Raw genomic sequence first — 227 nt, 5'->3', positions numbered from 1 at the left:
ACCATACTCACTACGTCACCTCGCTGTAAAGTTGTTATGGAATCATGTGGTGGTGCTCATTATTGGGCACGCAAAGCACGTAGTGTTGGTCATGAAGTCGTGATTCTAGATCCTCGATTTGTCAAAGCATTTAGAGTTGGCCAGAAAACAGATGCAAATGATGTCATTGCAATAGCTGCCGCTTCTTTCTCACCTAATGTCCGCCCGTGTAAATCACTGACGCAAGC

The 227-nt window shown here is 45.4% G+C and carries 1 pseudogene; it reads left to right on the top strand.

Going from position 1 to position 227, the window contains the following annotated elements:
- Positions 1–227, top strand: a pseudogene (locus tag HUS62_RS22815) (IS110 family transposase); the annotation flags it as partial.

Source organism: Pseudoalteromonas sp. 0303 (assembly GCF_013349995.1).
GTDB lineage: Bacteria > Pseudomonadota > Gammaproteobacteria > Enterobacterales > Alteromonadaceae > Pseudoalteromonas.
Note: the sequence above shows the minus strand (reverse complement) of the source record. Positions and strands in the feature narration are given on the sequence as shown.